This is a genomic window from Streptomyces sp. NPDC058051 (assembly GCF_042885475.1).
Classification (GTDB): domain Bacteria; phylum Actinomycetota; class Actinomycetes; order Streptomycetales; family Streptomycetaceae; genus Streptomyces.
The window spans coordinates 713,933-737,624 of sequence record NZ_JBHVRW010000001.1 but is presented as its reverse complement, the minus strand read 5'-3'; the positions used below and the strand labels follow the sequence as shown (position 1 = coordinate 737,624).

The window sequence follows — 23,692 nt, the reverse complement described above, 5'->3', positions numbered from 1 at the left end:
CATGCGTGCAAGAACCCGCGGCACCGCTCGCATCTCCGCCGCCGCCCTCGGCGCACTCCTCACCGCGTCCGCCTGCAGCGCTCCCGGCGACTCGAACTCCGGCGGTGCGGGCGACAGCGGCCCGATCAAGATCGCCATCGTGAACGCGCAGAGCGGACAGCTCGCCTCCCTCGGGGACTGGGAAGCCAAGGGCGCGAAGCTCGCCATCTCCGAATGGAACAAGAAGGGCGGAATCGACGGGCGCAAGATCGAGGCGACCGTCTTCGACGACCAGGGTGACCCGACCACCGGCACCAACATCGCGCGCAAGCTCGACAGCGGCAACTACGTCGCGATGATCGGCACCGCCGAGAGCGCCGTCACCGTCGCCATGGCCCCGATCCTCAGGCAGGCCGAGATCCCCAACATCACCTCCGGTCAGGCCACTGCCCTCGTCGATGCCAAGAGCCCGTTCCTCTTCCTCAACGGCCCCACCAGCACCACATACGACACCTCCCTGGCCGACTATCTCGTCACGACCAAGAAGTTCAAGAAGATCGCGATGATCTCCAACAACGGCTCCTACGGCAAGGGCGAGCACGACGCGTTCACCGCGGCGCTGAAGGAGGTCGGCGTCACACCGGTCACCAACCAGGTCGTCACCACCGACCAGAAGGACTTCAGCGCCGCCCTGTCGCGGATCCGGCAGTCCAAGCCCGACGCCGTCTTCATAGGATCCGAGGAGGTCGAAGCCGGCCTCATCGTGAAGCAGGCCCGCGACCTCGGTATCACCGTTCCCTTCGCGGGTGCCGCGCCCCAGGGCACCCCGGTCTTCATCGAGACCGCCGGTGCGGCCAACGTCGAGAACACCATCGTCAGCTCGCCCTACCTGAGCAACGAGGTCAGCGATGCCAGTCGCGCCTTCGCCGACGCGTACAAGGCCGCATACAACAAAGAGGCCGAACTGCACGGGGCCAAGGCGTACGACGGCACCAACATCGTGCTCACGGCACTGAAGAACAACGGCGTGGCGGGCGGGAAGAAGCTCGCCGACGAGATCCGCGCCACCAAGTACCAGGGGCTGCTGGGCGACTTCGCCTACGACGACACAGGGGTCGGCATCTTCCGGACCACCATCGGCATCATCAAGGACGGCAAGCTCTCCGCCGCGCAGTAGACGTCCTCCGAGCCGAGCGCCGGGCTCCGCACCGGCACCAGGGAGTCACCATGCAAGTCACCCTGCAAACACTCGTCGGAGGTCTCAGTCTCGGAGCGGTCTACGCCCTGATCGCTGTTGGATTCTCCGTCGTCTACCGCACCATGGGCCTCGTGAACTTCGCCCACGCCGACGTCGCGATGATCGGCGCGTACGCGGCGTCCACGTTCTACCTCACGACGCACGTCCCCTTCGCCGCTGCCATCGTCATCTCCATCGTCGTCACCGGCGTCATCGGTCTCGTCATCGAGCGGGTCCTGCGCCCGCTGGAGAACAAGGACTTCGACCTGATGCTGATCGGCACCATCGGTTTCGGCACCGTCCTGCAAGCGGCGGCCACCCTCATCTGGGGCACCACCGGACGCGCCATGCCCTCACCCATCTCCTCCGCGCCGCTGGACCTGATGGGCATCCGCATCCGCACCTACGACCTGCTCGTCATCGCGGTCACCGCGATATCCGTCGTCCTGCTCACCCTGTTCCTCCAGCGCACCAAGCCCGGCGCGGCCATGCAGGCAGTGGCCATGGATCACGAAGCGGCCACCGCCGTCGGCATCCACGTGGGCCGCAGCAACGCACTCTCCTTCGCCATCGGCGCCGGCTTGGCCGCCCTCGCGGGCAGCCTCGCCGGACCCATGCTCTACGTCGACGCCACCCTCGGCAGCGCCCTGGGCGTGAAGGGTTTCGCGGCCGCCATGCTCGGTGGATTCGGCAGCATCCCCGGCGCGGTGGTCGGCGGCCTGGCCATCGGAGTCCTCGACTCCTACACCGCCGACCACTTCCAGGGCTACTCCGTCCTGGTCACCTTCCTGGTCTTCACCGCGGCCATCATGATCCGTCCGACCGGCATCTTCGGCGAACGGACGGTGAGCCGCGCATGAACCTCCTCAAGTCCAGGGCACCGCTGGTCCTGCTCGCGTGTCTCGCCGCCGGCGCACTGCCGTACGGCCTCAACGGATATGCCATGCACGTGGTCGACATCGCGCTCATCTTCGCGCTGCTCGCCATCGGCATGGGCCTGGTCATGGGCGTGTCCGGCCAGATCAACCTCGCCCAGGTCGCCTTCTTCGGAGTCGGCGCCTACACCACCGCCATCCTGACCACCCATTCCGGGTACGGCTTCTGGACCGCCGCGGTCCTGGGCGTCGTGATCACCGTCCTCGTCGGACTTCTCGTCGGGCTGCCGGCCCTGCGCATGCAGTCCCACTATCTCGGCATCGTCACGCTCGGTCTGGCGCTGGGATTCGTCAACTGGATCACCAACGCGGAGATCACCGGAGGCGCGGACGGCATCTCGGGCATTCCCGTGCCGCCCTTCCCCGGCATCGATCTCGCCGACGAGTACATGTACTACTACCTGGAGATCGTGGTCTTCGGACTCGCGCTCGCGTTCGGCATGTTCGTCGTACGGACCCGGCTCGGACGCAGACTGCGCGCGATGCGCGACGACGCCCTCGCGGCCGGTGCCATGGGAGCGGAGATCCCGCTGCTGCGGATGACGGCCTTCCTGCTCGCCAGCGTGTACGGGGGTGTGGCGGGCATCCTCTACGCGGGTCTTATCCGGTACGTGGCCCCGGAGACCTTCAGTCTCAGCAACATGTTCCTGTTGCTGGCCATGGTCATCATCGGCGGCCGGCGCAGCCTGATCGGCTGTGTCGTCGGCGCCGTCGGCCTCGTCCTGATCCGGGAAGCGCTCGTCGACTTCGCGGTCTACGCACAACTCGGCTACGGAGCCGTCGTCGTCCTCATGGTGGTCTTCGCACCCACCGGGCTGGCCGGAATCCCGGAAAGGATCACCGCCGCCGTCCGCCGCCGGAAGAAGGACGAAGAGGTGCACGCCACCGAACTGGGCCCGTTCCTGCCCGGCGCGCGGTCCGGCGACGCCGTGACCGCCACCGGCCCCGGCACCGGTCCCGCACTGGAGATCAGCCACGTCACCAAGCGCTTCGGCGCACTGACCGCACTCGACGACGTCACCCTCACCGTCGGCCAGGGCGAGATCCGAGGCATCGTCGGCCCGAACGGATCCGGCAAGACAACCCTGTTCAACGTGATCAGCGGCCTCTACCGGCCCACTGCGGGACAGGTCGCCACCGTCGGCCGGGACATCAGCAAGGCACGGCCCTACCAGCTGTCGCTGTGGGGGATGGCGCGTACGTTCCAGAACCTGCGCCTCTTCCCCCAGATGACGGTCCGGGAGAACATCCTGGTGGTACTCGACCGCTCCCGGACCCGGACGGTGTGGCAGTACGCGCTGTGGCCCGTCGGCGTCCTTCGGACCGAGCGCCGGCTGCACGAGGAGGCAGACCTCATCCTTCAGAGTTACGGACTCACCGCCTTCGCCGACGCCGCCCCGCAGTCCCTCCCCTACGGCATCCAGCGCCGCATCGAAATCGCACGGGCCATGGCAGGCCGGCCCCGGCTCCTGCTCCTCGACGAACCTGCGGCAGGTCTCAACGGCGAGGAGGTCGGACAGCTTGCCGCCATCGTCCGTTCCATCCGCGACGACGGCGTCACCGTCGTCCTCATCGAGCACAACATGGGGCTCGTGATGTCCCTCTGCGAACGGATCACCGTCCTGGCGGCCGGTGCCGTCATAGCCGAAGGCACGCCCGCCGAAGTCGCCGCGACCCCTGAGGTCATCGAGGCGTACCTCGGCGACTCGGCTCCCGCCGACATCCCCGTACCCGCCGCCCCGGAGGCATCACGATGACGACCACCGCCACCGGGCCCACCACCGACAGCCTCGTCGTTGCGGACCTGACCGTGCATTACGGCGGGGTCTGCGCCGTCCGGTCGGTCGCGCTGAGTGTCGCTCCGGGTCAGTCCATGGGCATCATCGGATCCAACGGCGCCGGCAAGACATCGACACTCAAGGCGCTGATGGGCCTCGTTCCCCGTACGACCGGCCGGATCACACTCGGGGACACCGACCTCAGCCGTGTCCGGGCCCGGGACATGGTCCGCCACGGTGTCGGCTACGTACCGGAGGGACGTCATGTGTTCCCGGGGCTCTCCGTCGAGAAGAACCTGCTGCTCGGCGCGTACCACCGGTCGTGGAAGGGAGAAACCCGGGACACCCTCGCTCATGTGTACGACCTCTTCCCCGTCCTGCGGGAGTTCCGCAACCGGGCGGCCGGCGACCTGTCCGGGGGCCAGCAGCAGATGCTGGCCATCGGCCGGGCCCTCATGTCACGCCCGAAGCTCCTGCTGCTGGACGAACCCTCCATGGGCCTCTCGCCCAAACTCATCGAGAACGTCCTGGAGATCCTCGTCCGGCTGCGCACGGAAGGGCTCGGGCTGCTCCTGGTCGAACAGAACGCCAAATTGACGTTCGGGGTGACCAGTCACTGCCTCGTCATGGAGAACGGCTCGGTCGCCATGTCCGGCACCTCCGAGGAACTCGCGCACGACGCACGGGTCCGGCAGATCTACCTGGGGTTGTGAGGCCGGGCCGGGTGCGGGGCCGGCGGCACGGGGTGCGTCCCACCACGTCGCCGCCGGTTTGCCGCACACGGGGCAGCGGACGGGCCGGACCGGCGGGCCTCCACGGGCCCACCGCGGGTGTCCCGGCCGAGCCCGCGCGGCTGCCGCTCCTTCCCGGCTGCCCGGGCTTCTACGTGCCTGCCCCGGCGGCAGCGACGAGCCCGTCCAGCCATGTCTGGTGGCCGTTGAGCATGGGATTGGGTTTCTGCACGGCCAGGTCGGCGGCGGGCCGGCCGATCTGCGACTCCTGGGTGAGGATCCGCACCCGGCCCCCGGGCAGGTCTTCGACCAGCCACGCGTGCAGCACATCCAGCTTCTCCTCCGGCGTGCCGTCCTGCTGCGCGGTCCACGACAGCCGGCCGGGAGTGCCGTCGCCGGGCTCGACGTATTCCACCACCTCGGCGTCGAGCGGGGGGAAGCCGAAGGTGGCGAAGGAAAAGACGGCGCCCTGGGTGAGCAGCGGGCCGCCGCCGGACGGGAAGACCGGAGCGGAGGCGTTGTCGTAGTAGGACGTCCACTTCGAGGTGTCGGCGAGCAGGGGCCAGACGTCCTGGTGGCTGAGGCCCTTCACGATGACCTCGTTGGAGACGAAGTTGTCCGTGGTGCCCGGCAGGTATCGGTCGGGCCAGTGGATCGCGTTCTGCGTGTCGCTCATGAGTCTCCGGTTCCTTCTCGTGGGTGAAGGGCGGCGGCCCTTGTGGTCGGGCCGGCTTCGTGCCCACCCGGCGGCGCCCCGGCTCACGCGGTCGGGCACGGCTGTCCACCGGCGCGGGCCTTCGAGCGGACCTGCCCGGTCGGCGCGGCGATGTCCTGGCCCGCGGTGTGTGTGGAAGGCCCCGTGCGTCGGGAGGACGGTGGTCCGTACGCCCCGGAGGACGACGGTCCGGTCCGGTCCGCCCGGGAAGCGGTGTGCTGTCCCGTGCCGTCAGCCGGCGTCGGCCGGCCGGTCGACGGTCAGCGCGGAAACATCCTGGCCACGCGCTGTCCCTGCGCCCGTGCCTGCATCTTCGCCAGCCGGGTGGACTCCCGCCACTCGGCGGGCCCAGGACGGCAGAGCGTGAAGACGTCCGTATCCCGTGGGCATGTGTGTACGGCCTGCCATCACCGTGCCCCATCGCCATGCGGTGCTGCCCCTGACGGTCGCCGCGGCCCGGACGTACCTCTTGTGTACCTCATGTGTCAGCAAATTAATGAACGACGAGGTGATTTGCCTAAAGGCCTTAGGCAAATGCATAATCGATTCTGCTGACGAGAGGAAGAGCATGGTGCGCGCAGGCTTGACCGCGGAACGCCTCACCCGAGCGGGGGCGGAACTGGCCGACGAGGTCGGCTTCGACCATGTGACCGTCTCGGCGGTCGCCAGACGGTTCGACGTCAAGGTCGCGAGCCTGTACTCGCATCTGAAGAACTCCCAGGACCTCAAGACCAGGATCGCCCTGCTCGCCCTGGAGGAACTCGCCGACCGGGCCGCCGAAGCCCTGGCCGGCCGGGCCGGAAAAGACGCCCTGACCGCCCTCGCGAACGTCTACCGCGATTACGCCCGGGAGCATCCCGGCCGCTACGCCGCGGCCCAGATGCGACTGGATCCGGCGACGGCCGCTTCCAGCGCCGGCGTCCGGCACGCGCAGATGACCCGGGCGCTCCTGCGCGGCTACGACCTGGCGGAGCCGGACCAGACGCACGCGGTCCGGCTGCTGGGAAGCGTCTTCCACGGCTACGTCAGCCTGGAGCTGGGCGGAGGGTTCAGCCACAGCGCGCCCGACACGCAGGAAACCTGGTCCCGGGTCCTGGACGCCCTCGACGCCCTGCTGCGCAACTGGCCCGCCCCCTGACACCGGGCCCGCACCGGCCGAAGGCCGGCAGTCGCGCGGCGCATCGCCGCATCCGAACCACCGAACATCTTGATCAACAGGCGGAGACCATGCACACCAACCAGCACGGCTGGATCACCACGCCCCTCACCGGCGACCTCCTGCGCGGCGCCCTCGATCTGGAGCGCACCGAGCGCGGCCTGCTGCCCCACCGTCTGCCCGCCCGGGCCCGCGCGCAGTGCGCCGACGGACAGCTCGCCATGGCCGAGTCCCAGCCTTCCGGAGTACGGCTGGTCTTCCGCACCCGGGCCACCGCGGTCGAACTGGACACGCTGCCCACCAAGCGGGTCTACGTGGGCGCCCCGCCCCGCCCCGACGGGGTGTACGACCTCCTTGTCGACGGATGCCCGGCCGGCCAGGCATCCGTGAGCGGCGGCAACACCGTGACCATCGACATGGCCGCCGGCACGACGGAGTACCGGTCCGGCCCGCCCGGCACCCTCCGCTTCTCCGGCCTGCCCGACAGCGCCAAGATCGTCGAGATCTGGCTGCCGCACAACGAGACCACCGAACTCGTCGCCCTGCGCACCGACGCCCCCGTCGAGCCCGCGCCGGACAACGGCCGCAAGGTATGGCTGCATCACGGCAGCTCGATCAGCCACGGCTCCGATGCCGCGAGCCCCACCACCACCTGGCCGGCGCTGGCCGCCTCCCTCGGCGGGGTGGAACTGATCAATCTCGGCCTGGGCGGCAGCGCCCTGCTCGACCCCTTCACCGCCCGCGCCATCAGAGACACCCCCGCCGACCTGATCAGCCTCAAGATCGGCATCAACCTGGTCAATGCCGACCTGATGCGGCTGCGCGCCTTCACCCCGGCCGTTCACGGCTTCCTCGACACCATCCGCGAGGGGCACCCCACCACACCACTGCTGGTCGTCTCGCCCCTCCTGTGCCCGATCCACGAGGACACCCCCGGCCCCGCAGCCTTCGACCTCAGCGCGCTCAGCACCGGCAGGCTCCGGTTCCGCGCGACCGGCGACCCTGCCGAGCGCGCTGCCGGGAAGCTGACGCTGAACGTCATCCGCGGCGAGCTGTCGCGCATCGTGGAGCAGCGGGCCGCCGAGGATCCGAACCTGCACTACCTGGACGGCCGCGCACTCTACGGTGAGGCGGACTCCGCCGAGCTGCCGCTGCCCGACCAGCTCCACCCGGACGCCGCCACTCACCGCCGCATCGGTGAACGCTTCGCGGAGCTGGCCTTCGCCCCGGAGGGCGCCTTCGCGAACCCCGGCGCCTGAACCGGGCGCTGTCACGTCGCCCCGGCGTCCGTCCGCGCGGTACGCACGACCGAGCCCGGCCGGCCGCGGCCCGCCGCGCGGGGGACGACGCGCGGGGGACGACGCGCGGGGGACGACGCGCTCTTGCAGGGTGACGGCGTCGTCGGTGAAGAGCTGATCGCTGCGGCCGGCGAGGCCGGGGTGGTGCTTGATCCAGCCGGCGGACTCGGCGGACGTCATGCCGGGCATGGTGTGTCGCAGGGCGGTCGGTTCGCTCTTCTGGGTCGCTGTCGAGCCTGCTGGCTACGTTGGTCGGCATGACTGACTCCAGAGCCCTTGCCTGGCCACCTGTCCCGATCAAGACCGAGCGGCTCGTACTCCGCGAGTCCGAGGCCCGGGACCGTGCGGCGGTCATCGCACTGAACGCTTCGCCAGAGGTGCGCACGTACCTCGGTGGCCCTCGACCGCGTGACGAGCTCGAACGCACGGTGCCCGAGGTACCCGGGCGACGCCCTGGCTTCTTCGTGGTCGAGCTCGACGGAGCGACGATCGGCACAGTCCAGCTCGACCCGCAGGACCTTGAGCGTCCGGGTCACCGCCGGGAGGCCGGGGAGACCGAGCTCGGCTACTTGTTCCTGCCGGAGGCGTGGGGACGTGGGTACGCCACCGAGGCGTGCGCAGCGGCACTCGACTGGTTTGCCGGCGCGCTTCCCGGTGAGCCGGTGGTGCTCTGCACCCAGACTGCCAACATCCGCTCGTTGCGCCTCGCGGCGAGGCTCGGGTTCACCGAGCTGGAGCGGTTCGAGGCGTACGGCGCGGAGCAGTGGTTCGGCGTGTGGTCTTCAGCCGTGCCGCCCGCTTGAGCTCCTGCTCGGCAGGGCGGATCCACGGGCCGTCAAGCGGTGGTCGGCCTCGGCGCGGACAGTCCGTTCTTGCCGTGATCCCAGCACCTCCGCACACCTTTCATATGCCCTTCGTCGGCAGGCACACCCACCGAGCATGTCGGCACCAAGCTGCCCGAACGTCCGCACCCGTAGTGCATTTTCCATGACGCCCAACAGGATGCCGTCCCAACCGCCAGAAGGACCGCGTAGGCGACGCCGCAGGAAAAAGGCCGCCCCACCCCCGTGACGGTCGCGCCCGCTCGGTGCGGTGGGCGTCCGTGGAATCCGTTCCGCCCGGGACATTGACGAACGGGATGCGGGGGATCAGACTCAAGAAACAATATGAACTTAAGTTCACTAGGCGAACATATGGAAGGCGGGCGGATGGACAAGGTGGTCGCCTCGGCCGCGGAGGCCGTGGCAGATGTCCACGACGGAGCGTCGTTCGCGGTCGGCGGCTTCGGCCTCAGCGGCGTGCCGAACGCACTGATCGGGGCTGTGCACGACACCGGAGTCAGCGGGCTGGGCGTGGTCTCCAACAACTGCGGCGCGATGGACACCGGTCTCTCCGTCCTGCTCTCCGCAGGGCGGATCGCACGGGTCACGGGCAGCTACATCGGAGGGAACAAGGAGTTCGCGCGGCAGTACCTCGGCGGGGAACTGGAAGTCGAACTCATCCCGCAGGGCACGCTGGCCGAGCGGCTGCGTGCCGGTGGTTCCGGTATCCCCGCCTTCTACACTCCGGCCGGGGTCGGCACACAGGTCGCCGAGGGCGGCCTGCCCTGGCGCTACGACGGCGAGGGCGGTGTCTCGGTGGCGTCGCCGCGCAAGGAGACCCGCGTGTTCGACGGTGTCGAGTACGTGCTGGAGCGGGCCATCACCACGGACTTCGCACTGGTCCGGGCGGCCAGGGGTGACCGGCACGGCAATCTGGTCTTCACCAAGTCGTCGCGCAACTTCAACCCGTTGGCGGCCATGGCGGGCCGGATCACCATCGCCGAGGTCGAGGAGTTGGCCGAGCCCGGCGAGATCGATCCGGACCAGATCCATCTGCCCGGCATCTTCGTCCAGCGGGTGGTGGCTCTCACCCCCGGCCAGGCCGCGGACAAGAAGATCGAGAAGCGCACGACCAGGAAGGTGTCGGTCTGATGGCCTGGACCCGGGACGAGATGGCCGCCCGCGCGGCACGCGAACTGGCCGACGGGGAATACGTGAACCTCGGCATCGGACTGCCCACGCTGATCCCCAACCATCTCCCCGACGGTGTCGAGGTCGTCCTGGAGTCGGAGAACGGCATCCTAGGCACCGGCCCGTTCCCCTACGAGGACGAGGTCGACCCGGACCTGATCAACGCGGGCAAGGAGACCGTCACCGTGCTGCCCGGCGCCTCCTTCTTCGACTCCGCGCTCTCCTTCGGCATGATCCGCGGCGGCCACATCGACACCGCCGTGCTGGGCGCCATGCAGGTCTCCGCCCGCGGCGACCTCGCCAACTGGGCCGTGCCCGGCAAGCTGGTCACAGGCATCGGCGGCGCCATGGACCTGGTGCACGGCGCGCGCCGCGTCATCGTGACGATGACCCATACCGCCAAGGACGGCAGCCCGAAGATCGTGGACGAGTGCACCCTGCCGCTCACCGGCCGGGCGTGCGTGGACCGTGTCATCACCGACCTCGGTGTCCTGGACGTCACCGGTGACGGCCTCGTCCTCGTGGAGACCGCCCCGGGCGTCGGCGCGGAGGAGATCCTGCGCCGCACCGCCGCACCGGTCCGTATCGCCGCGACCGTCGAAGGAGGCCGGCGATGACCCGCCGACTGCGTGACGTCTACATCGTCGATGCCGTCCGCACACCGGTCGGCAAGTACGGCGGCGCCCTCTCCGGAGTGCGCCCCGACGATCTCGCCGCCGGTGTGCTGCGGTCCCTGCTGGCCCGCACTCCGGACCTGGACCCGGCCCGGATCGACGACGTCTTCCTGGGCAACGCCAACGGTGCCGGCGAGGAGAACCGCAACGTCGCCCGGATGGCCGTGCTGCTCGCCGGAATGCCCGTCACCGTTCCCGGCAGCACCGTCAACCGGCTGTGCGGCTCCGGACTGGAGGCCGTCATTCAGGCGGCCCGCGCCATCGCGGTCGGCGACGCCTCCGTCGCCGTCGCGGGCGGTGTGGAGTCGATGAGCCGCGCCCCCTGGGTACTTCCCAAACCGGAACGCGCCTTCCCCGCCGGCCACCAGGAGCTGTTCTCCACCACCATCGGCTGGCGCATGGTCAACGACCGTCTGGAACCGCAGTGGACCGTACCGCTCGGGGAAGGTGCGGAACTGGTCGCCGACCGGCAGGGCATCACCCGCGAGCAGCAGGACGCCTTCGCCGTCGCCAGCCACGAGAAGGCGGCCCGTGCCTGGAGGAACGGGCTGTACGACGGTGAGGTCGTACCCGTCGACGGCGTCGGCCTCACCCGCGACGAGACCATTCGGGACACCACATCGCCGGAGTCGCTGGCGAGGCTGAAGCCTGTCTTCCGCCCGGACGGCACGGTCACCGCGGGCAACGCGTCGCCGCTCAACGACGGCGCGGCCGCGCTGCTGCTCGTCGACGAGGAGGGGCTGAGGGCCACCGGCCGTGAGCCGCTGGCCCGCGTCCGGGCCTCGGCCGTCACCGCCGTCGAACCGCAGTACTTCGGTCTCGGTCCCGTCGAGGCCGTCACGAAGGCCCTGGCCAGGGCCGGCCGCGGCTTCGGCGACCTGACCACGTTCGAGCTCAACGAGGCCTTCGCCGCCCAGTCCCTCGGCTGTCTGGCCGAGTGGCCCGGCCTCGACCCGGCGATCGTCAACCCGCGCGGCGGCGCCCTCGCCATCGGCCATCCGCTCGGCGCCTCGGGCGCACGCATCGCGGGGGCCGTCGCCCATCAGCTCGCCGCGGCGGGCTCCGGGACCGGCCTCGCCGCCCTGTGCATCGGCGTCGGACAAGGCCTCGCCCTCGTCCTGGAAAGGTAGGAAAACCCTGATGACCACTCCCCTGACCCAAGGCCGGATCTCGGCCGAGATCGCCGAGCAGCGCGAGACCTATGCCAAAGCCGTGGCCGGCGGTGCGCCCGCACGCCACCATCCCGACCGCGGATACGCCCCTTACCGCAGCACCCTCCTGCGCCACCCCGGCAAACCGCTGGTCGCGGTGCACGATCCCGAAGCGGCGGAGCTGTCCGGTCCGGTCTTCGGCGTCACCGATGTCACCGCCCTCGACCACGACCTCACCCGCCGGCACCAGGGCGAGCCGCTCGGCGAGCGGATCAGGGTCACCGGCCGGGTCCTGGACCGCGACGGACGCCCGGTACGCGGCCAACTGGTCGAGGTCTGGCAGGCCAACGCCTCGGGCCGCTACGCCCACCAGCGGGACGACCACCCGGCGCCGCTCGACCCCCACTTCACCGGCGTCGGCCGCTGCCTGACCGACGACCGGGGCGTGTACGAGTTCGTCACCGTCAAGCCCGGCGCCTACCCCTGGCGCAACCACGTCAACGCATGGCGTCCGGCCCACATCCACTTCTCGCTCTTCGGCACCGCCTTCACCCAGCGGCTGGTCACCCAGATGTACTTCCCGGGCGACCCGCTCTTCGCCTACGACCCCATACTCCAGTCCGTCACCGACGACTCCGCGCGGCAGCGGCTCGTCGCGACGTACGACCACGACCTGTCCACCCCCGAATGGTCGCTCGGCTACCGCTGGGACATCGTCCTCGACGGCCCGGCCGCCACCTGGACAGAGGAGAACCGCTGATGTCCCGCCCGTCACCCGCCACCGCCGTGAACGCCGCGGCCGGGCCGCGCTCCCCCGGTCCGGCTCCCACACCGTCGCAGACCGTGGGCCCGTTCTACGGCTACGCGCTGCCCTTCGCCAAGGGCGGTGAGATCGCGCCCGCCCGGCACCCCGACGCCCTCACCGTCCACGGGCACGTCCGCGACGGCGCCGGAGCGCCCGTGCCCGACGCGCTCATCGAGCTCTGGCAGCCGGCGCCCGACGGCTCCCGCCGCGGTGCCCCCGGTTCGTTGCGCCGCGACCCCGTCACCGGAGCGGTCATCGGCCGGCGCGACGTCGGCTTCACCGGTTTCGGCCGTGTCGCGACCGACGCCGACGGACACTACGAGCTGCGTACGCTGCCGCCCGGGGGTGTGCCCTACCTCTCGCTGATCGTCTTCGCCCGCGGTCTGCTCCACCATCTGCACACCCGCGCCTATCTGCCCGAACTCACCGACCCGGACACCGAACCGCTGCTGACCGGCCTCGCTCCCGAGCGCCGCGCCACGCTCCTCCTCGTACCGGACGGGGAACGGACACACCGCTTCGACATCCGGTTGCAGGGTGACGGTGAGCACGAGGAGACGGTCTTCCTTGCCTTCGAATGATCCCGCCGAGGACCTCGGTCTGCTCTCCCCCGGACAGGCCGGATCAGCGGTCGAGGCCGCCACCGGTGACGCCGCGTACGTCCGCGCGATGCTGGACGCCGAGGCGGCGCTGACCCGCGCCCAGGCCGCGCTGGGCCTCGCCCCCGTCTCGGCGGCCGAGGCCGTGACGGCCGCTGCCGCGAGGACCGCCCGCTATGACGTCCGGGATCTCGCGCTGCGCGCACGCTCCGGCGGCAACCCCGTGATCCCGCTCGTCGCCGACCTCACGGCGGCGGTCGCCGAGCAGGACCGGCGGGCCGCCACCCATGTGCACCGCGGTGCCACCAGTCAGGACATCCTGGACACGGCGGCCATGCTGGTCGCCGCCCGCGCCCTGGATCCCGTCCTCACCGACCTCGACCGCGCGGCCTGCACCCTGGCGCGGCTCGCCGCCGAGCACCGCGACACACCGATCGCCGGACGCACACTGACCCAGCACGCCGTGCCCACCACCTTCGGTCTCAAGGCCGCCGGCTGGCGTGCGCTGCTGCTCGACGCCCGCGAACGCCTCGCCTGCGTCCGAGCCGCGCTGCCCGCGCAGCTCGGCGGAGCGGCCGGCACCCTGGCGGCCTTCCACGCCTTCGCCGAGGCCGACGGCGCACCCACCGAAGCGGAGGCGGGAGCGGAGGCAGAGGCAGGAGCGGCACCGGACCTCGGTCTGCGGCTCCTCGCCGCCTATGCGGCCGAGACCGGACTGGCCGAGCCCGTCCTCCCCTGGCACACCCTGCGCACCCCGGTCGCCGACCTCGGCGGGGCGCTCGCCTTCGCGGCCGGGGCGCTCGGCAAGCTCGCCGCCGACGTCCTGTCGCTGTCCCGCACCGAGACCGGCGAGCTCAGCGAGGGGACGGGCGGCTCCTCCTCCGCGATGCCGCACAAGGCCAATCCGGTCCGCGCCACACTGATCGCCGCCGCGGCCCGCCAGGTGCCCGCCCTCGCCGCCGTGCTCTACGGGGCACTCGCCGCCGAGGACGAACGCCCGGCCGGCGCCTGGCACGCCGAGTGGCAGCCCGCGCGCCAGGCCCTGCGCCTCGTCGGCGGCGCCGCCCGCGACGCCGCCGAACTGGTCCAGGACCTGCGGGTCCACCCGCACCGGATGCGGGACAACCTCGACGCCACCGCCGGCCTGATCGTCAGCGAACGGATCGCCGCGGCGCTGACCGCGCTCATCGGTCGCGGCGAGGCCAGGCAGGCACTCGCACGGGCCTCCCGCCGCGCCGCCGAAGAAGGCGGAGACCTCGCCGGAGCCCTCCTGGAGGAGCCCGGCATCGCCCGGGTCCTCACCGAGGACCGGCTGCGAGAACTGACCGACCCGACACACTACGCGGGCTCCGCGGGCACCCTGGTCGACCGCGCCCTGCGCCGTGCCGGCACCACCCACGACCCGGCCGTACACGGCACCGGACGGCACCGGCCCGGCGCACCGGCCCGCGGCCATGAGCCGCACGCGACCGACCTGCCGCCCGACGGGCAGCCCCCGCACCACCGGAACGAGGAGTCCGCATGAGCACGTCCACCCCCGCACAGCGCCTGCTGCACCACCGCGTGGACGGTGCGGACTCCGCCCCGCCGCTGGTCCTGGGCCCTTCGCTCGGCACGTCGCTGGCCGTGTGGGATCCGCAGGCCCCGGCCCTGTCCCGGACCCACCGGGTCATCCGCTGGGACCTGCCCGGTCACGGCGGCTCCCCGGCCGGCCTGCTGCCCGACGGCGCCGCCGTCGCCGACCTCGCACGGCTGGTCCTCGACCTCGCCGACGCGCTGGGCATCGAGGAGTTCGCCTACGCCGGTATCTCGCTCGGCGGCGCGGTCGGCACCTGGCTCGCCGTGCACCACCCCGAGCGGGTCTCCTCGCTCGCGGTCCTGTGCTCGTCGGCCCGCTTCGGGGAGCCGCAGGGCTGGTCGGACCGCGCGGCTCTGGTTCGTGCGAGAGGCATCGGCCCGGTCGCGGAGACCGCCGCCGCGCGCTGGTTCACCGGCTCCTTCGCGGCCGAACCGGCTGCCCGGGCGCTGGTCGACGGCCTGTCCGCGGTCAGCCCCGAAGCCTACGCGGGGCTCTGCGACGCGCTCGCCGTCCACGACATGCGCGCCGAGCTGTCCCGTATCACCGCGCCCACCCTGGTCGTGGCGGGACGCGAAGACCCCGCGACGCCCGTCTCGCACGCCCGCGAGCTGGCCGACACCATCCCCGGCGCGGCCCTGACCGAGGTGGCGCACGCCGCGCACCTCGCCAACGTCGAGCGTCCGGCACCCGTCCTGGCCGCCCTGCTGGGACACTTCACGGCTGAGCCGGCACCGCCCACCGACGACGCCGGCCGGTACGGCGCGGGCATGGCCGTGCGCCGCGCCGTACTCGGCGACGAGCACGTCGACGGGGCGATCGGCCGCACCACCGGCTTCACCGCGGGCTTCCAGGACTTCATCACCCGCTACGCATGGGGCGAGATCTGGACCCGGCCGGGACTGAGCCGCAGGACCCGCAGCTGCATCACCCTCACCGCGCTGGTGGCCCACGGCCACCACGAGGAGCTGGCCATGCACGTACGGGCGGCGCGGCGCAACGGGCTCACCCCTGAGGAGATCCAGGAAGTCCTGCTGCAGACGGCCGTCTACTGCGGCGTGCCCGCGGCGAACGCCGCCTTCGCCATCGCGAACCGCGTTCTCGAAGAGGAGAGGCAACCGTCATGAACCACACCACCGTCGGCATCATCGGCGGAGGCCCCGCAGGCCTGCTGCTCGCCCGGCTGCTGCACACCTCCGGCATCGACTGCGTCGTCCTGGAGAGCCGCGACCGCGGCTACGTCGAGCGGCGCCAGCGCGCCGGCATCCTTGAGCAGAGCACGGTCGACGTGCTGCGGGAGTGCGGTGCGGGCGAGCGACTGGACCGTGAGGGTCTGGTGCACGACGGCATCGAGCTGCGCTGGGACCGCCGGGCCCAGCGCATCGACTTCCCGTCCCTCACCGACGGCCGCAAGGTGTGGGTGTACGCCCAGACCGAAGTCGTCAAGGACCTGATCGCGCTCCGGACGGCCGACGGCGCCCCCCTGCTGTTCGAGGCCCGCGTGAACGAGGTCACCGGAGCCGACACGGACCGGCCCGTCATCCACTACACCCATCGGGGCCAGGACCGGACTCTCGGCTGTGACTACGTCGTGGGCTGCGACGGGTTCCACGGGGTGACCCGCAACGCGGTCCCGGACGGCGCCATGAACACCTTCGAACGGGTCTACCCGTACTCGTGGTTCGGGATCCTGGCCGATGTCCCGCCGTCCTGCGACGAGTTGATCTACGCCCACTCGCCGCGCGGTTTCGCCCTGCACAGCATGCGTTCCGCCACGGTCAGCCGGCTCTACCTCCAGGTCCCGAACGGCACCGATCCGGCCGACTGGCCGGACGAGCGGATATGGGACGAACTCGACGCCCGATTCGCGACCGACGGCGACTGGCGGCTCGCACGCGGCCCGATCGTCTCCAAGGCCGTACTGCCGATGCGCAGCTTCGTCACCGAGCCCATGCGCTGGGGCCGGGTCTTCCTGGCCGGCGATGCCGCACACATCGTGCCGCCCACCGGTGCCAAGGGCCTGAATCTCGCCGTCTCCGACGTCGTCGTGCTCGCCCGGGCCTTCGCCCGGCTCAAGGAGAGCGGCTCCGGCCAGTTGCTCGACGCGTACTCGGAGACCTGTCTGCGCCGGGTGTGGCGCGCGGAGCACTTCTCGTACTTCATGACGACGACCCTGCACACCGATCCGGGCCAGAGCGCGTTCGAGACCCGGCTCCAGGTCTCCCAGCTCGACCGCATCGCGTCGTCCCGGCACGCGGCGGCGGAACTCGCCGAGAACTACGCGGGCCTGCACATCTGTTGACCACCCGTCGGCGGGGCGGCACGCGGCCCGGGAAGCGGCCCCGTGACTCCGGCGCTGTTCGGGCCGGGCCGCGGCCACCCGACCGCTCCACGCCGTCACGGGCCGGGCAGGTACGGTTTCCGCACACCCGGAGGCCCGACAAGGAGGACCGCATGCCGCACGCCGCGACCGCGCCCGAGGCGGACGCCGCAGCACCCGGCGGCAAGCCGGTCGGTCCGCTGGAGCGCGGGCTGGCCGTGCTGCGTGCCCTGGCCGCCCACCCCGGGCCCCGCATGCGCCCCGGGGATCTGGTCCGCGCGACCGGCCTGGCCCGCTCCACCGTCGACCGGGTCGTCACCACCCTCGGCCATCTGGGATATCTGCGCGTCGAGGACGACCGCGACGTCCTGCTCACGCCGCGGCTGATGGAGTTGGGCAACGCGTACCTCGCCTGCTGCGGCCTCCCCGACGCCCTGGAACCACTCGCCGTCGAACTGGCCGACGAGCTGGACGAGTCCGTCTCCCTCGCGGTGCCGGACGGCACGGAGGTGCGCTTCATCAGCCAGTCCACCCGGCGGCGCTCCGTGGCACTGGCCTTCCAGATCGGCGACCTGCTGCCCGCCGAACGCTGCGCTCCGGGGGCCCTGTTCGCCGCCGAGTGGAGCCCCGAGCAGTGGGTGGCCTGGCGCACCCGGCTGCGTGGCGACCCCCACAACGCGGGCTTCGCCGCCGTCCCCCCACGCCCCGCGCCCCCGGCCCCGGCCCCGGACGAGGTGGAGTCGGCGCTCCGGCAGCGGGTGGCCGAGGCCCGGGACACCGGCCGGGCGGTCGACGACCAGCTGATCGAGCCCGGTCTGGTCGCCGTCGCGGTGCCCGTGCACGGGCCCGACGGCAGAGCCGTGTGTGCGCTCAGCGTGGTCAGTCACACCAGCAGGCACAGCGCGAAGTCGCTGGCCGAGCATGCTGTGCCGCGGCTGCGGGAGTACGGGGCGCGGATGGAGGCGGCCCTGGCCTCCCCCGCACCGGCCGCGGCGCCCGCACCCGGCCGCCCGGACACCTCGCGCACCGCCAAGGCGGAGCTGGGTCCGGAATTCCTGCAGTCGCTGACCCGGGGGCTGGCCGTGCTCACCGCCCTGGGATCGGCGCCGGGTGGGCTCACCCTGTCCGGTGCCGCGGAGGCCACCGGCCTGGCCCGCGCCACCGCCCGCCGTGCGCTCCTGTCCTTGCAGCAGTTGGGGTACGCGGCCCCCGCCCGTGACGGACACCGCTTCACGCTCCTGCCCGAGGTGCTGGAACTGGGCTACTCGCGGCTCTCCCGGCTGACCTTCGCGGAGATCGCGCAGCCCCATCTGGCCCGGCTGGTGGAGCAGGTGCACGACTCGGCGTCCGTCGCGGTGCTGGCCGGTGACGACATCATGTATGTCGCCCGGGTGCACACCGTACGCATCATGAGCGTCACCATCACGGTCGGTACGCGTTTCCCGGCGTACGCCACCTCCATGGGCCGGGTGCTGCTGGCCGGTCTGCCGGAGCGGGAAGCCGCCGAGCGGCTGGCCCGCGCCCCGGTGCGTCCGCTGACGCCGTTCACCCGGGTCGGCACCGCCGATCTTGCCGCAGCCGTGGCTCAGGCGCGACGGGACGGCCATGCCCTGGTGGACCAGGAGTTGGAGGAGGGCCTGCGGTCGATCGCGGTGCCGGTGCACGACCGTGCGGGCCGGGTGGTCGCCGCCGTGAACGTCTCCGCCCACGCCGGCCTGGACACCCCGGACGACGTGCGGCGCGCGGTGCTGCCCGCTCTCACGGCGGCAGCCTCGTCGATCGAGGAGGACCTGGCCGTCGTGACGGAACGGGTCCGGCTCACGATCCCCTGACGGGGCCCGGCTCCCTTCGACGGGTCGCGCGGCGGGCGGCTCCGTCCCGCCGCCGCTGCCTCGGCCGCGCCCCGCCGGGCCCGATACGGCGACCGGGCCGTGGCACTCTCCCGCGGCATCCGGTTCACTGCTACCTTGCACCTAACAAACGTTTGGTGGAAGGTAGTTGATCTGCTCATGGGTGTCTCCACCTCCGCCCCGGAAGAGGGCGTCGCGGTCGTCACCGTGGACTTCCCCCCGGTCAACGCCCTTCCTGTGCAGGGCTGGTACGACCTGGCCACCGCTGTGCGCGCCGCAGGCGCCGACCCGAAGGTCCGGTGCGTGGTGCTCACCGCCGAGGGCCGCGGCTTCAACGCGGGCGTGGACATCAAGGAGATGCAGCGTGCCGGCGGGCACGAGGCGTTGATCGGCGCCAACCGCGGCTGCTACGAGGCGTTCGCCGCGGTCTACTCGTGCGAGGTCCCCGTGATCGCCGCCGTGCACGGCTTCTGCCTGGGCGGCGGCATCGGCCTGGTGGGCAACGCGGACGCCATCGTGGCCAGCGACGACGCCTCCTTCGGCCTGCCGGAGTTGGACCGAGGCGCACTCGGCGCGGCGACGCACCTCGCCCGGCTCGTCCCCCAGCATCTGATGCGGACCCTGTACTACACCTCGCGCACCGTGACGGCCGAGGAGTTGCACCGGCACGGCTCGGTGTGGCGCGTGGTCCCGCGCGACCGGCTGGCGGCGGCCGCACTCGATCTGGCCCGGGAGATCGCCGCCAAGGACGGCTGCCTGATCCGGCTGGCGAAGGCCGCCATCAACGGGATCGACCCGGTCGACGTCCGCCGCAGCTACCGGTTCGAGCAGGGCTTCACCTTCGAGGCCAACCTCAGCGGCGTGGCCGGCCGCGTGCGCGACACCTTCGGCGCGGACAAGGAGCGGGAGACGTGACACAGGACAAGACGATGACGGCCGCCGATGCCGTCGGCCGTCTGGAGAGCGGCATGACGATCGGCATCGGCGGCTGGGGCTCGCGTCGCAAGCCGATGGCCCTGGTACGCGCGCTGCTGCGCTCGGACCTCACCGACCTGACCGTGGTCTCGTACGGCGGCCCGGACGTCGGTCTGCTCGCGGCCGCGGGGAAAATCCGCAAGTTGGTCACGGCGTTCGGAACGCTCGACTCCGTACCGCTCGAACCGCACTTCACCGCCGCCCGGCAGCGCGGCGCGTTCGAGATGGTCGAGCTCGACGAGGCGATGCTCATGTGGGGCCTGACCGCAGGAGCGCACCGGCTGCCCTTCATGCCGGTCCGGGCCGGACTCGGGTCGGACGTGATGAGGGTCAACCCGTCGCTGCGCACCGTCACGTCCCCGTACGAGGACGGTGAGGAGCTCGTCGCGGCACCGGCCCTGCGCCTGGACGCCGCTCTGGTGCATCTCAACCGCGCCGACGCGCAGGGCAACGGCCAGTATCTGGGCCCCGATCCGTACTTCGACGACCTGTTCTGCGAGGCCGCCGACCACGCGTACGTCTCCTGCGAGCGCGTCGTCGACACGGCGGACCTGCTCAAGGAGCACGGACCTCAGACCCTCCTGGTCAAGCGCCTGTTCGTGGACGGGGTCGTCGAGACGCCGAACGGCGCGCACTTCACGTCCTGCGTACCCGACCACGACCGCGACGAGGTCTTCCAGCGCGCCTACGTCCGGGCCGCCCGCGACCCCGGGGCGTGGCAGATCTTCGGCGAACGGTTCCTGTCCGGGGACGAGGCCGCGTACCAGGCCGCCGTCGCGGCGTTCCACCGGGAGGAAGCATGAGCGCCACGGCGACCCGCGCGGACTACTGCGTGGTGGCCTGTGCCGAGGCATGGCGGAACGCCGGCGAGGTCCTCGCCAGCCCGATGGGCACCGTCCCGGCCATCGGGGCACGCCTGGCGAAGCTCACCTTCGCGCCCCGCCTGCTGCTGACCGACGGGGAGGCGCTGCTCATGGGTGACGTACCCGCGGTGGGGGTGCCGCCGGGGATCGTGGAGGGCTGGCTGCCGTTCCGTCAGCATCTCGCGCTCACCGCCACCGGCCGCCGGCACGTGATGATGGGCGCCAGCCAGCTCGACCGGTACGGCAACCAGAACATCTCCTGCATCGGCGACTGGGGCAGGCCCACCCGGCAACTGCTCGGGGTGCGCGGCGCTCCCGGCAACACCGTGAACAATCCGACGAGTTACTGGGTGCCCCGGCATTCGGCCCGGGTGTTCGTCGAGCGCGTCGACATGGTCAGCGGCGTGGGACACGACCGGGCGGCGGCGGCCGGCCCCTCGGCGGCCCGCTTCCACCGGCTCCCCGAGGTCATCAGCGACCTGGGCGTCTTCGACTTCGATACCCCCGACCGCACGATGCGGCTGCGCGCCCTGCATCCCGGGGTCACCGTCGAGCAGGTCACCGAGGCCACCGGATTCGCCCTCACGATCCCCGACGAGGTGCCGTGGACCCGTGATCCCACGGAAGCGGAACTGCGGCTGATCCGCGAGGTCGTCGACCCGAAGGGGCTGCGCGAGCGCGAGGTTCCGGCATGAGCGGGCCGATCCCGACCGCGCTCACCGAGCTGACCGGGGTGCGGCACCCGATCGTGCAGACCGGGATGGGCTGGGTGGCCGGACCCCGTCTCGTGTCCGCCTCCGCGAACGCGGGAGCGCTCGGCGTTCTCGCCTCCGCCACGATGACCGTCGAGCAGTTGCGTGCCGCGGTACGCGAGGTCAAGTCCCGTACGGACGCGCCGTTCGGCGTCAATCTCCGGGCGGACGCCCAGGACGCCGGGGACCGGGTGCGGATCATCGTCGACGAGGGGGTGCGGGTGGCGTCCTTCGCGCTCGCGCCGTCGAAGGAGCTGATCGCGCGGCTCAAGGACGCGGGCGTCGTCGTCATCCCGTCCGTCGGAGCGCGACGGCATGCGGAGAAGGTCGCCGCGTGGGGTGCCGACGCGGTGATGGTGCAGGGCGGCGAGGGCGGCGGCCATACCGGGAACGTGGCCACCACGGTGCTGCTCCCCCAGGTCGTGGACGCCGTCGACATCCCGGTGATCGCGGCCGGCGGCTTCCACGACGGCCGCGGCCTGGTCGCGGCGCTCGCCTACGGGGCGGCCGGAATCGGCATGGGCACACGCTTCCTGCTCACCTCCGACAGCACCGTCCCGGCAGCGGTGAAGGCGCAGTACCTGGCCGCCACGGTCAAGGACGTCACGGTCACGACCGAGGTGGACGGACTGCCGCACCGCATGCTGCGCACAAGATTCGTCGAGTCCCTGGAGCGTTCGGGCCGTGCGCGGTCGCTGCTGCGGGCTGTGCGGCACGCCTCGGCCTTCAGGAAGGAGTCCGGGGCGAGCTGGCCGCAACTGGTCCGCGACGGAGTGGCGATGAAGCACGGCAGGGAACTGACCTGGAGTCAGGTCCTGCTGGCCGCCAACACCCCGATGCTCCTGAAGGCATCGATGGTCGAGGGGCGCACCGATCTCGGGGTGATGGCCTCGGGACAGGTGGCGGGTGTGATCGACGATCTGCCGTCCTGCGCGGAGCTCGTCGACCGGATCATGACCGAGGCGCGGGCCGTACTGAAGGCGCTCCCCCGGTCCGGTTGACGGCGTCCCCGTACGCTGCGGTGCGGTCCGTTCCGCAGTCGCGGGCCGGCCGCCGTGGTCGCGGCGACCGGCCCGCACGCGTCTCAGAGGCGTTCGATGACGGTGACGTTGGCCTGGCCACCACCCTCGCACATGGTCTGCAGTCCGTACCGGCCGCCGGTGCGCTCCAGTTCGTGCAGCAGCGTTGTCATCAGTCTGGCGCCGGTGGCGCCGAGCGGGTGCCCGAGCGCGATGGCGCCACCGTTGACATTGACCTTGTCGGGGTCGGCGCCGGTCTCCTTCAGCCAGGCCAGGACGACCGGCGCGAACGCCTCGTTGATCTCGACCAGGTCGATGTCGCCGATGGTCATCCCGGCCTTCTTCAGCGCGTACGCCGTGGCCGGGATCGGCGCCGACAGCATCCGGATCGGGTCCTCGCCGCGCACCGACAGATGGTGGATGCGGGCCCTCGGTGTCAGGCCGTGTTCGGCGACGGCCCGTTCGGAGGCGATGAGCAGCGCCGCGGCGCCGTCGGAGACCTGCGAGGACACTCCGGCGGTCAGCCGACCGCCCTCGACGACCGGCTTGAGGGCCGCCATCTTCTCCAGCGACGTGTCGCGGCGCGGTCCCTCGTCGGTGGTCACGTGGCCGTGGGCGACGGTCTCGCGGACGAATCGGCCCTCGTCGATGGCGCGCAGGGCCCGCCGGTGCGAGCGCAGCGCGAACTCCTCCATGGCCTCGCGGGTGATGGCCCACTTCTCGGCGATGAGTTCGGCGCCGTGGAACTGGTTGACGGGCGCGTCGCCGTAGCGGGCACGCCACCCCACGGATCCCGCGAAGGGGCCGTCGGTGAGCCCGAGGGGTGCGGCGGCCTGACGGGAGGCGAAGGCGATCGGGACCATCGACATGTTCTGCGTGCCGCCCGCGACGACCAGGTCCTGGGTGCCCGAGAGGACGCCCTGGGCGGCGAAGTGCACGGCCTGCTGGGAGGAGCCGCACTGGCGGTCGACGGTGGTGCCGGGCACTTCCTCGGGCAGGCCCGCGGCGAGCCAGGCGGTGCGGGCGATGTCTCCGGCCTGCGGGCCGACGGTGTCGAGGCATCCGAGGACGACGTCGTCGACGGCGGCCGGATCGGCTCCGGTGCGCTCGAACAGAGCCTTGATGACGTGGGCTCCGAGGTCGGCGGGGTGCACGGCGGACAGCCCGCCCCGGCGCCGGCCGACCGGGGTGCGGACCGCTTCGACGATGAAGGCCTCGGCCATGGGTGCTGCTCCTTCGTGGTGGATCGTGCGGGCGATGTCGGTTC

General features: G+C 71.6%; 22 protein-coding genes. 20 read left to right on the top strand and 2 right to left on the bottom strand.

Going from position 1 to position 23,692, the window contains the following annotated elements; all coding sequences use genetic code 11:
• Position 1 precedes the first annotated feature (1 nt).
• The 4 genes from ACFVUT_RS03120 to ACFVUT_RS03105 are packed head-to-tail and all read left to right on the top strand — an operon-like array spanning position 2 to position 4,642.
• Positions 2-1,156, top strand: coding sequence for an ABC transporter substrate-binding protein (locus tag ACFVUT_RS03120; RefSeq protein ID WP_389643304.1), 1,155 nt, complete (start codon positions 2-4; stop codon positions 1,154-1,156).
• A 50-nt stretch (positions 1,157-1,206) separates the two neighbouring features.
• On the top strand, positions 1,207-2,076 hold the full coding sequence (locus ACFVUT_RS03115; protein ID WP_389643301.1) for a branched-chain amino acid ABC transporter permease: 870 nt from the start codon (positions 1,207-1,209) through the stop codon (positions 2,074-2,076).
• Positions 2,073-3,908, top strand: coding sequence for an ATP-binding cassette domain-containing protein (locus ACFVUT_RS03110; RefSeq protein WP_389643298.1), 1,836 nt, complete (start codon positions 2,073-2,075; stop codon positions 3,906-3,908). The genes ACFVUT_RS03115 and ACFVUT_RS03110 overlap by 4 nt, the downstream gene beginning before the upstream one ends.
• Positions 3,905-4,642, top strand: coding sequence for an ABC transporter ATP-binding protein (locus tag ACFVUT_RS03105; RefSeq protein WP_389643295.1), 738 nt, complete (start codon positions 3,905-3,907; stop codon positions 4,640-4,642). Before ACFVUT_RS03110 ends, ACFVUT_RS03105 begins: the two co-directional genes overlap by 4 nt.
• 169 nt (positions 4,643-4,811) lie before the next feature.
• On the opposite strand, the gene ACFVUT_RS03100 is transcribed toward ACFVUT_RS03105, so the two are convergent.
• On the bottom strand, positions 4,812-5,336 hold the full coding sequence (locus ACFVUT_RS03100; protein WP_389643292.1) for an SRPBCC domain-containing protein: 525 nt from the start codon (positions 5,334-5,336) through the stop codon (positions 4,812-4,814).
• 607 nt (positions 5,337-5,943) lie between these two features.
• Here ACFVUT_RS03100 and ACFVUT_RS03095 point away from each other — a divergent pair.
• The 16 genes from ACFVUT_RS03095 (at position 5,944) to ACFVUT_RS03020 (ending at position 22,407) form a co-directional block, all read left to right on the top strand.
• Positions 5,944-6,513 (top strand): TetR/AcrR family transcriptional regulator, encoded by a 570-nt coding sequence (locus ACFVUT_RS03095; protein ID WP_389643289.1) that lies wholly within the window; start codon positions 5,944-5,946, stop codon positions 6,511-6,513.
• A gap of 89 nt (positions 6,514-6,602) precedes the next feature.
• Positions 6,603-7,790, top strand: coding sequence for a GDSL-type esterase/lipase family protein (locus ACFVUT_RS03090; RefSeq protein ID WP_389643286.1), 1,188 nt, complete (start codon positions 6,603-6,605; stop codon positions 7,788-7,790).
• Between the two features lie 296 nt (positions 7,791-8,086).
• Positions 8,087-8,632 carry a GNAT family N-acetyltransferase gene (locus tag ACFVUT_RS03085; protein WP_389643283.1) on the top strand — a complete coding sequence of 182 codons (546 nt, stop codon included), beginning with the start codon at positions 8,087-8,089 and terminating at the stop codon, positions 8,630-8,632.
• Positions 8,633-9,037: 405 nt separating this feature from the next.
• On the top strand, positions 9,038-9,802 hold the full coding sequence (locus ACFVUT_RS03080) for a CoA transferase subunit A (RefSeq protein ID WP_389643280.1): 765 nt from the start codon (positions 9,038-9,040) through the stop codon (positions 9,800-9,802).
• Positions 9,802-10,458 (top strand): CoA transferase subunit B, encoded by a 657-nt coding sequence (locus ACFVUT_RS03075; RefSeq protein ID WP_389643277.1) that lies wholly within the window; start codon positions 9,802-9,804, stop codon positions 10,456-10,458. The genes ACFVUT_RS03080 and ACFVUT_RS03075 overlap by 1 nt, the downstream gene beginning before the upstream one ends.
• On the top strand, positions 10,455-11,645 hold the full coding sequence (locus tag ACFVUT_RS03070) for a thiolase family protein (RefSeq protein ID WP_389643274.1): 1,191 nt from the start codon (positions 10,455-10,457) through the stop codon (positions 11,643-11,645). Before ACFVUT_RS03075 ends, ACFVUT_RS03070 begins: the two co-directional genes overlap by 4 nt.
• 10 nt (positions 11,646-11,655) lie before the next feature.
• Complete coding sequence (gene pcaH, locus ACFVUT_RS03065; RefSeq protein ID WP_389643271.1) at positions 11,656-12,426, top strand: protocatechuate 3,4-dioxygenase subunit beta; 771 nt, start codon at positions 11,656-11,658, stop codon at positions 12,424-12,426.
• Entirely contained in the window at positions 12,426-13,052 is a 627-nt protein-coding gene (gene pcaG, locus ACFVUT_RS03060; RefSeq protein WP_389643268.1) for a protocatechuate 3,4-dioxygenase subunit alpha, read from the top strand. Before pcaH ends, pcaG begins: the two co-directional genes overlap by 1 nt.
• A complete protein-coding gene (gene pcaB / locus ACFVUT_RS03055; RefSeq protein WP_389643266.1) occupies positions 13,039-14,595 on the top strand; it encodes a 3-carboxy-cis,cis-muconate cycloisomerase in 1,557 nt (518 codons plus the stop codon). The genes pcaG and pcaB overlap by 14 nt, the downstream gene beginning before the upstream one ends.
• Positions 14,592-15,773 (top strand): 3-oxoadipate enol-lactonase, encoded by a 1,182-nt coding sequence (pcaD, locus tag ACFVUT_RS03050; protein WP_389643263.1) that lies wholly within the window; start codon positions 14,592-14,594, stop codon positions 15,771-15,773. Before pcaB ends, pcaD begins: the two co-directional genes overlap by 4 nt.
• Positions 15,770-16,948 (top strand): 4-hydroxybenzoate 3-monooxygenase, encoded by a 1,179-nt coding sequence (locus tag ACFVUT_RS03045; protein WP_389643260.1) that lies wholly within the window; start codon positions 15,770-15,772, stop codon positions 16,946-16,948. Before pcaD ends, ACFVUT_RS03045 begins: the two co-directional genes overlap by 4 nt.
• A 152-nt stretch (positions 16,949-17,100) precedes the next feature.
• Positions 17,101-18,798, top strand: a complete 1,698-nt coding sequence (locus ACFVUT_RS03040; protein WP_389643257.1) for an IclR family transcriptional regulator C-terminal domain-containing protein — start codon at positions 17,101-17,103, stop codon at positions 18,796-18,798.
• 177 nt (positions 18,799-18,975) lie between these two features.
• Positions 18,976-19,731, top strand: coding sequence for an enoyl-CoA hydratase family protein (locus tag ACFVUT_RS03035; protein WP_389643255.1), 756 nt, complete (start codon positions 18,976-18,978; stop codon positions 19,729-19,731).
• Positions 19,732-19,745: 14 nt separating this feature from the next.
• On the top strand, positions 19,746-20,594 hold the full coding sequence (locus tag ACFVUT_RS03030; protein WP_389643634.1) for a CoA transferase subunit A: 849 nt from the start codon (positions 19,746-19,748) through the stop codon (positions 20,592-20,594).
• A complete protein-coding gene (locus tag ACFVUT_RS03025) occupies positions 20,591-21,349 on the top strand; it encodes a CoA-transferase subunit beta (protein ID WP_389643252.1) in 759 nt (252 codons plus the stop codon). The genes ACFVUT_RS03030 and ACFVUT_RS03025 overlap by 4 nt, the downstream gene beginning before the upstream one ends.
• 8 nt (positions 21,350-21,357) lie before the next feature.
• Entirely contained in the window at positions 21,358-22,407 is a 1,050-nt protein-coding gene (locus ACFVUT_RS03020) for an NAD(P)H-dependent flavin oxidoreductase (RefSeq protein WP_389643631.1), read from the top strand.
• Between the two features lie 83 nt (positions 22,408-22,490).
• Here the strand turns inward: ACFVUT_RS03020 and ACFVUT_RS03015 are convergent, their stop codons facing one another.
• The gene (locus tag ACFVUT_RS03015) at positions 22,491-23,648 is read right to left on the bottom strand and encodes an acetyl-CoA C-acetyltransferase (RefSeq protein WP_389643250.1); all 1,158 of its coding nucleotides are present in this window, start codon (positions 23,646-23,648) and stop codon (positions 22,491-22,493) included.
• Positions 23,649-23,692 lie beyond the last annotated feature (44 nt).

Bases quoted from the DNA above. Each gene is read 5' to 3' on its own strand.
- ACFVUT_RS03120 (WP_389643304.1), top strand. From the start codon at position 2: ATGCGTGCAAGAACCCGCGGCACCGCTCGCATCTCCGCCGCCGCCCTC.
- ACFVUT_RS03115 (WP_389643301.1), top strand. From the start codon at position 1,207: ATGCAAGTCACCCTGCAAACACTCGTCGGAGGTCTCAGTCTCGGAGCG.
- ACFVUT_RS03110 (WP_389643298.1), top strand. From the start codon at position 2,073: ATGAACCTCCTCAAGTCCAGGGCACCGCTGGTCCTGCTCGCGTGTCTC.
- ACFVUT_RS03105 (WP_389643295.1), top strand. From the start codon at position 3,905: ATGACGACCACCGCCACCGGGCCCACCACCGACAGCCTCGTCGTTGCG.
- ACFVUT_RS03100 (WP_389643292.1), bottom strand. From the start codon at position 5,336: ATGAGCGACACGCAGAACGCGATCCACTGGCCCGACCGATACCTGCCG.
- ACFVUT_RS03095 (WP_389643289.1), top strand. From the start codon at position 5,944: ATGGTGCGCGCAGGCTTGACCGCGGAACGCCTCACCCGAGCGGGGGCG.
- ACFVUT_RS03090 (WP_389643286.1), top strand. From the start codon at position 6,603: ATGCACACCAACCAGCACGGCTGGATCACCACGCCCCTCACCGGCGAC.
- ACFVUT_RS03085 (WP_389643283.1), top strand. From the start codon at position 8,087: ATGACTGACTCCAGAGCCCTTGCCTGGCCACCTGTCCCGATCAAGACC.
- ACFVUT_RS03080 (WP_389643280.1), top strand. From the start codon at position 9,038: ATGGACAAGGTGGTCGCCTCGGCCGCGGAGGCCGTGGCAGATGTCCAC.
- ACFVUT_RS03075 (WP_389643277.1), top strand. From the start codon at position 9,802: ATGGCCTGGACCCGGGACGAGATGGCCGCCCGCGCGGCACGCGAACTG.
- ACFVUT_RS03070 (WP_389643274.1), top strand. From the start codon at position 10,455: ATGACCCGCCGACTGCGTGACGTCTACATCGTCGATGCCGTCCGCACA.
- pcaH (WP_389643271.1), top strand. From the start codon at position 11,656: ATGACCACTCCCCTGACCCAAGGCCGGATCTCGGCCGAGATCGCCGAG.
- pcaG (WP_389643268.1), top strand. From the start codon at position 12,426: ATGTCCCGCCCGTCACCCGCCACCGCCGTGAACGCCGCGGCCGGGCCG.
- pcaD (WP_389643263.1), top strand. From the start codon at position 14,592: ATGAGCACGTCCACCCCCGCACAGCGCCTGCTGCACCACCGCGTGGAC.
- ACFVUT_RS03045 (WP_389643260.1), top strand. From the start codon at position 15,770: ATGAACCACACCACCGTCGGCATCATCGGCGGAGGCCCCGCAGGCCTG.
- ACFVUT_RS03040 (WP_389643257.1), top strand. From the start codon at position 17,101: ATGCCGCACGCCGCGACCGCGCCCGAGGCGGACGCCGCAGCACCCGGC.
- ACFVUT_RS03035 (WP_389643255.1), top strand. From the start codon at position 18,976: ATGGGTGTCTCCACCTCCGCCCCGGAAGAGGGCGTCGCGGTCGTCACC.
- ACFVUT_RS03030 (WP_389643634.1), top strand. From the start codon at position 19,746: ATGACGGCCGCCGATGCCGTCGGCCGTCTGGAGAGCGGCATGACGATC.
- ACFVUT_RS03025 (WP_389643252.1), top strand. From the start codon at position 20,591: ATGAGCGCCACGGCGACCCGCGCGGACTACTGCGTGGTGGCCTGTGCC.
- ACFVUT_RS03015 (WP_389643250.1), bottom strand. From the start codon at position 23,648: ATGGCCGAGGCCTTCATCGTCGAAGCGGTCCGCACCCCGGTCGGCCGG.